The sequence below is a fragment of the Herbiconiux sp. genome (assembly GCF_023264895.1).
In the GTDB taxonomy this organism is placed as follows: Bacteria; Actinomycetota; Actinomycetes; order Actinomycetales; family Microbacteriaceae; genus Herbiconiux.
The window spans coordinates 1-6,846 of record NZ_JAHFUY010000141.1; the positions used below are offsets into that span (position 1 = coordinate 1).

Consider the following 6,846-nt stretch of genomic DNA (forward strand, 5'->3'; position numbering starts at 1 on the left):
GGCGCCACCGGCGCGCTCTCGATCGGTGTCTCGAGCGGCAGCACGGCCGGCAGGCCCGGGCGGATCTCCCTCACGGTGGTCGCCTCGACCCGGCCCGTCACGGTGCCCGCCGACGACACGGTCATCGCCCCGCGCGGCACGACCACGACCATCGACGTGCTCGCGAACGACGAGGCCACGAATCCGTTCCCCGAGTCGCCCCTCACGGTCGCCGCGGTGCGCGGGGTCGACGCCGGCTCGCTGCCGGCCGGTCTCACCGTCACCCCGAGTGCCGACCGCCGGCAGCTCCGCATCACGGCCGCGGCCGACGCACCGCCCTCCGACGTGGCCGTGCAGTACCAGGTGCTCGACGCCACGCGCGATCCGCAGCGGGCCGCCTGGGGAACGGTCAGGATCGCGGTGCAGGACAGGCCGGGCCCCGTCGGCGGGCTCGCGGTCACGGGCTTCGGCGACCGCTCCGTCGACGTGGTCTTCTCGCCGGGGGCCTCCAACAACTCGGCCATCACGGGTTTCACAGCCACGGCCCGATCCGTCTCCGGCAGCAGCGTGAGCACCGCCTGCGCGAGCACCCGCTGCGCCGTGCGCACCCCGGGGAACGGTCCGGGCGAGGCCGTCACGATCAGCGTCACGGCGTCGAACGGCATCGGAGCCTCCGAGCCCACGGCCTACGCCTCGCCGATCTGGTCCGACCTCCTCCCCACCGCGCCCGGCGCGCTGCAGCTCGCCCCGCGCGACGGCGCCCTCGAGGTGCGGTGGTCTCCCGCAGCCGTAGGGGCGGGCGGATCACCGGTGCGGCAGTACGACGTGAGCGCGGGAGGCACCCTCGTCGAGACCGTCGACGCAGCCGGCGCCGGATGCGACGGGGCCGGGTGCTCGAGCATCGTGCGCGGTCTCGCCAACGGCTCGCCGGCCACGGTCACGGTGACCGCCCGCAACGACGCCTTCCCGGCGCTCGCGGTCTGGGCGTCGTCGTCGGCCACGGCGACCCCGTTCGGTGCCCCCGCCGCCTCCTCGGTCACCGCGGTCACCGCGGTCGCCGGTGGCGGGCAGCCTGCGGGCACGGTCACCCTCAGCTGGCCGGAGTTCCCGGGCAACGGCGACGCCGTGGCCGGGTACTTCGTGCAGCGCCTCGCGCCCGGCAGCAGCGCGGTGCCGGGCGGCGCCCAGGCGTGCACCGTCACGTCCCCGGCACCGGGGCGGGTGGTCGCGCCCTCGACCGGCGGCGCCGTCGCCGAGCAGCTCGCCCTCGGGCAGGGCGCGCGCTCGGCGGTCTTCTCCGGGCTCACCGCGGTCGACACGAGCTACTCCTTCGTGGTGTGGGGCTACAACGCCGCCGGCTGCACGCCCTCCGCCGTGGTCTCGGCCGTGACGGTGCCGAGCCCGGGAGTCGTCGACACCAGCCGGATCGACTCCTCGATGGAGCAGGACGATGCGATCGTCGACCTGCAGCTGCGGTCGGTGCCCACCACCTCGCCCGTCACCTCGCCGCGCTACTGGGTGCAGCAGGTCGATGCGGGCGGCGCGCCCGTCGGCTCGGCGCAGCCGTTCACCCTGGGCGGGTTCCCGCGGGCGGTCACGCAGGGGTCGTTCGGCGAGGCCTACCGCTACGCCGTGCGCGTGTGCGACCTCGCGAGCGGCACCGAGGTGTGCACGCCGTACTCCGCGCCGATCACGGCGCCGGCCCCCTCGATCACGTTCCGGTTCGGAACGCCGCCCGTCTACGACGGCACGAGCTGGAGCTGGCTGTCCGATCCGCCGAACGGCTCCCTCGTGCCGGAGTACAGCTGCGGCTCCCGCTCTTCGGCCCCGCCCACGCCCGAATCGGATTCCGGCGTCGTGATCGGCACCACGTGCACCCCGCCCGCCCTCGTGGCGCCGGGCGACGCGTGGCTCCAGCTGAGCCTCGGCGGCTACGAGTTTGTGTACGGTGACTGACGGAGAGGTGCGGTGCAGATGAGCATGACGATGACGACGGAGCAGGCGGCGCGGTTCGCCGACGTCTTCGACAAGCTGACCGCGAACATCGAGCAGACGCTGCACGGCAAGTCGCACGTGGTGCGGCTCGCGCTCACCGCGCTCTTCAGCGAGGGCCACCTCCTGCTGGAGGACGCTCCCGGAACGGGCAAGACCTCGCTCGCCCGCGCCATCGCGAGCAGCGTGCGGGGCACGAGCAGCCGCATCCAGTTCACCCCGGATCTGCTGCCCGGCGACATCACGGGCGTCAGCGTCTACGACCAGCCGAGCGGTGCGTTCTCGTTCCACCCGGGGCCGGTGTTCGCGAACATCGTGCTCGCCGACGAGATCAACCGGGCCAGCCCCAAGACCCAGGCCGCCCTGCTCGAGGTCATGGAGGAGGGCACCGTCACGGTCGACGGCGACTCCCACCCCGTGGGCCGGCCGTTCATGGTGATCGCCACGCAGAACCCCATCGAGCAGGCGGGCACCTACCGCCTGCCCGAGGCCCAGCTCGACCGCTTCCTGCTGAAGACCTCGATCGGCTACCCCGACCACGCCACGACCCTGCGCATCCTCGAGGGCGCCACCGAGCGCGCCCACTCCGGCTCCCGGCCGCCCATCATCACCGCCGACGGCGTGACCCTGCTCGCGGCCGAGGCCCGCACGGTGCACGTCGACGCGGCCATCAACGACTACGTCTCGAGGCTCGTGCAGGCCACACGGGATGCGGAGGAGACGCGACTGGGGGCGAGCGTGCGCGCCGCCCTCGCCCTCATCCGCACCGCCAAGACCTTCGCCGCCTCCGACGGGCGGCACTACGTGGTGCCGGACGACGTGAAGGCGCTCGCCGGACCCGTGCTGGCCCACCGCCTGGTGCTCGATCCGGAGGCGGAGTTCGACGGCGTGAGCGCCCTCGGCGTCATCTCGCAGATCCTGCTCGACGTCCCGCCGCCCGGGGACGTCTCGGCCGCATGAGCGCGCCCCGTCCCGCCGTCGTGGTGACGGCGGGCGGCTGGGCCGTCGCCGGCCTGACCGCGGCGGGACTCGTCGCCGGATCGCTGCTCGGCTGGCTCGAGCTCGTCACCGCGGGGGCGGTGGCGTTGGGGGTGGCGATCGCGTCGGCCCTGTTCCTTGTGGGGCGCACGGCAGGGCGGATCGAGATCGCGGTGCTCGATCGGCACGTCGTCGCGGGCGGCACGGCGGCCGTCGCCGTGCGCGCCATCAACGACTCCGGATCGAGGCGGGGCGCGCGCACCGCCGAACTCGCGGTGAGCTCCCGGGGCGAGCCTCCGCGGCTCGAACCGGTGTCGCTCCCCGCGGTGCCGGCGCGCGCCGCGCGGGAGGTGCAGGTGGAGGTGCCCGCCGTCCGGCGCGGCGTCATCCGTCTGGGGCCCGTGGTCGTCGTGCGACGCGATCCGCTCGGCCTCGCCCGCCGGGAGTCGGTGCGCTCGGGGGCCGAGGAGCTCTTCGTGCACCCGGCCACGGTGCCGCTCGCGGTGCGCAGCACGGGGCTGCTCCGCGACCTGGAGGGCATCCCCACGTCGGATGTCACCGACAGCGACATGTCGTTCCACGCGCTCCGGCCCTACGTGCCGGGGGACGACCGGCGGCACATCCACTGGAAGAGCACGGCCAGGGCGGGAGCCTTCCTGGTGCGGCAGTTCGAGCAGACCAGGCGGAGCCACCTCATCGTGGTGCAGTCCCAGTCGCCGGACGACTACGCCTCCGACGAGGAGTTCGAGCTCGCGGTGAGCGTGGTGGCCTCGATCGGCGTGCGCGCCATCGCCGACGGCGCCACCGTCTCGGTCTTCTCGGGTGCGCTCGGCCGCACGGGCGGCTCCGCCGGTGCCCCAGGTGTGCAGCCGGTGCGGGCGGCGGGCGTCTCCGCTCGGCGAGCCGCTCGCCTCCGCGGGGCCGCATCGCTGCGGCGGAGCGGCCGCCTCCGCACGAGCTCTCCGCGGGATCTCCTCGACGACCTCAGCGGCGTCGAGGAGATGCCCGGCGCCGCACGGCTCACCTCTGTGGCGCGGGCGGTGGGGGAGTCGGCGGCCGATGCCTCTGTCGTGTTCCTCGCGTGCGGCAGCACCGTGACCGCCCGCCAGCTCCGGGCGGCCGCCTCGCACTTCGCGACCGGTGTCGAGGTCGTCGCCGTGGTCGCCGAGCCCGAGGCCGAGCCCGCGCTCGTGCGCATCGACGCCCTGCGCATCACCCGCATCGGCTACCTCGACGACCTCGTGCGCGCCCTCACCCGGGCGGTGGGCGTGTGAGCCGGGCGGACCGCCCCGCGCCGGCGAAGACGCGCATCGGCCGCACGCTGCTCGCGGCCGCGCTGGTCGAGCTGCTCGTGCTCGTGGCCGCCGCGAGCTGGTGGCCGGTCTACGAGTCCGCGGCCTTCGTCATCCTGGCGGCCGTCACGGTCAGCGTCGGCACGCTGATCGGCACGGCCGGCGCGCTCCTGCGCTGGCCGGGACCGGCGGTGCTCGGTGCCACCGTGCTCGCCTGGCTCCTGCTCGGAGTTCCCCTCGCCGTTCCGGCGAAGGCGCTCTGGGGCGTGCTCCCCACCCCCGCCGGTCTCGCCGACCTGGTCGTCACGACGGGCACCGGCTGGCGCCAGCTGCTCACCATCTCCCTGCCCGTCGGCGACTACCAGGCGCTCCTCGTGCCCGTCTTCGCCCTGCTGCTCGCCGCGTCCGTCGCGGGGGTGTCCGTCGCGCTCCGCACGGGGCTGCCCGTGCTCGCGCTGCTGCCGCCGACCGCGGTGCTCGTCGCGGGCATCGCCTTCGGCGGGCAGGAGGCGCTCGCGCCGGTCGTCGTGGGCGGCCTGTTCGCGGTGCTGGCGGTGCTCTGGGCCGGATCCACCCGGGCGGTGCCGCCTGAGCCGGGCACGCCGCCGTCCCGCTCGCGCAGGCGGCGCGGTCCGGGCCTCGTCGGTGCGGCCGGCGTGGTGGCGGCCGGGCTCGCGGGCGCGATCGTGGTCGGGGTGCTGGCACCTGGATCCGCGACGGCGTGGTCGCAGGTCTCTGCCGTCGACCGCGCGACCCTGCGCGAGGCCGTCGAGCAGCCGTTCGACCCGAGCGAGCAGCCGAGCCCGCTCTCGGCCTACCGGTCGTTCGTGGCGGCCCCGGCCGACTCCGCGGTCATGCTCACGGTCGAGGGGGCGCTGCCGGGAGAACGGATCGTGCTCGCGCGCATGGACGACTACGACGGCGTGGTCTACGACGTGGGGTCCGCGGGCGCCGCCGGTGCCCTGTTCTCCCGCGTGCCCGAGCGGCTGGTGGGCGACAGCGGGGGGTCCGGCGGAGCGGCGACCAGGGAGGACGGCACGCCGGCTCGGCGCACGCTCGAGGTCTCGGTGGGTGCGTACACGGGCTTCTGGGTCCCCACCGCGGGCGAACCCGAGGCCGTGCGCTTCCGGGGTGCCGACGCCGCCGTGCTGCAAGACTCCCTCTTCTACAGCTCCGCCCTCACCACCGCCGCCGACCTCGAGCGCCTCGCCGACGGTGACGGGTACCTGCTCGAGGTGACGGGTGCCGTGCTGCCCGCCGATCCGTCGGGGGTCACGCCGGGTGCGCCCGTGCGGGTGCAGCAGGCCGGGGTCCCGGATGCCGTCGCGGCGCGATCGGCCGAGTGGGCGCCGGAGTCGCGGTCACCGGGCGCCCGGCTCGCCGGGGTCGTGGCCGGACTGCGCTCGGGCTACCTGTCGAGCAGCCGGGAGGGCGAGGTCTTCTCGCGCTCGGGGCACGGCGCCGACCGCCTGCAGGAGCTCCTCACGGCCACTCCCATGGTGGGCGACGCGGAGCAGTACGCCGCCGCCGGAGCCCTCCTCGCCGAGGCCGCGGGCTTCCCGGCGCGTGTCGCGCTCGGCTTCGCCGTGCCGGAGGCCGAGGCTGCCCCGGCGGGCGCCGACTCCGCATCGACCGGCACCGATTCCGCCCCGGCCGGCGATGACTCCGCCTCGGCTACGGCCGCCGTCGCGCTCCGCGGGAGCGACGCCACCGCCTGGGTGGAGGTCTACACGGCCGAGGAGGGCTGGCTCGCCCTCGACGTCACGCCCGAACCCCGGCCGGTGCCGGCCGCGGCCACCGACGACAGCAGCACGGCCGTGCGCCCGCCCGACGTCGTTCCCCCGGCTCCCGACGACGTCGACGACGCGATCGACCAGGCGCCGCTCGAGCAGGACGACACCGATCCGCCCCCGGTCGACACCCTCACGCCGCTCCTCGTGCAGATCGCGCTGATCGCGGGCATCTCCCTCGCCGGCCTCGCCGTGCTCCTCGCCCCGTTCCTCACCGTGCTCGCCCTCAAGCGCCGCCGGCGGAGCCGTCGGCGAACGAGGGGAGCACCGCGAGCCCGTGCCGCCGGCAGCTGGGCCGAGCTGCTCGACACCGCTCGCGACGCCGACCTCCCGCTCCCCACGTCGGCCACCCGGCGCGAGGCGGCGGAAGCGCTGGTGGATACGGACGCCGAGACCGTCGCGGCCCCCGTCGGCGAGGGCGGAATGGCCTCCGGCGCCGTCGTCCTCGCCCAGCGCGTCGACGAGGCGCTCTACGGCCCCGCCGACCCCGGCGAGGCCGAGCTCGCGGCTCTCTGGGGCGCCTCCGACACCGAACGCCGACGTCTCCTCGCCCGGGGCGGGCGGCTCGCCCGGCTGCGCGCTCGGCTGTCGACCAGGTCGCTCCGCCCGTATCATGGCAAGCACGACGACAGGCAGGACAAGCAGTGAAGTGCAGAACGTGCGGCACGACTCTGAGCGCCGGAGCCCTGCTCTGCGGAGAGTGCGGAACCTCGGCCATCGCGCCACGGCCCACCCTCGGCGACACGGCCCGCCACGACCGCAAGGCCCTCCTCGACGCCATCGTGCGCGAGCAGCGCCGCACGGCCGCGCTCCAG

At 75.5% G+C, this 6,846-nt stretch carries 4 protein-coding genes; all 4 read left to right on the top strand.

The window, feature by feature from the left end:
- A partial coding sequence (locus Q0D57_RS18720) for a fibronectin type III domain-containing protein (protein ID WP_291046897.1) occupies nt 1-1,935 on the top strand: 1,935 nt, incomplete at its 5' end.
- A gap of 24 nt (nt 1,936-1,959) precedes the next feature.
- Complete coding sequence (locus Q0D57_RS18725; RefSeq protein ID WP_291046899.1) at nt 1,960-2,931, top strand: MoxR family ATPase; 972 nt, start codon at nt 1,960-1,962, stop codon at nt 2,929-2,931.
- Complete coding sequence (locus Q0D57_RS18730; protein WP_291046901.1) at nt 2,928-4,223, top strand: DUF58 domain-containing protein; 1,296 nt, start codon at nt 2,928-2,930, stop codon at nt 4,221-4,223. The genes Q0D57_RS18725 and Q0D57_RS18730 overlap by 4 nt, the downstream gene beginning before the upstream one ends.
- The gene (locus Q0D57_RS18735; RefSeq protein ID WP_291046902.1) at nt 4,220-6,679 is read left to right on the top strand and encodes a transglutaminaseTgpA domain-containing protein; all 2,460 of its coding nucleotides are present in this window, start codon (nt 4,220-4,222) and stop codon (nt 6,677-6,679) included. Before Q0D57_RS18730 ends, Q0D57_RS18735 begins: the two co-directional genes overlap by 4 nt.
- The last annotated feature ends 167 nt before the right edge of the window (nt 6,680-6,846 follow it).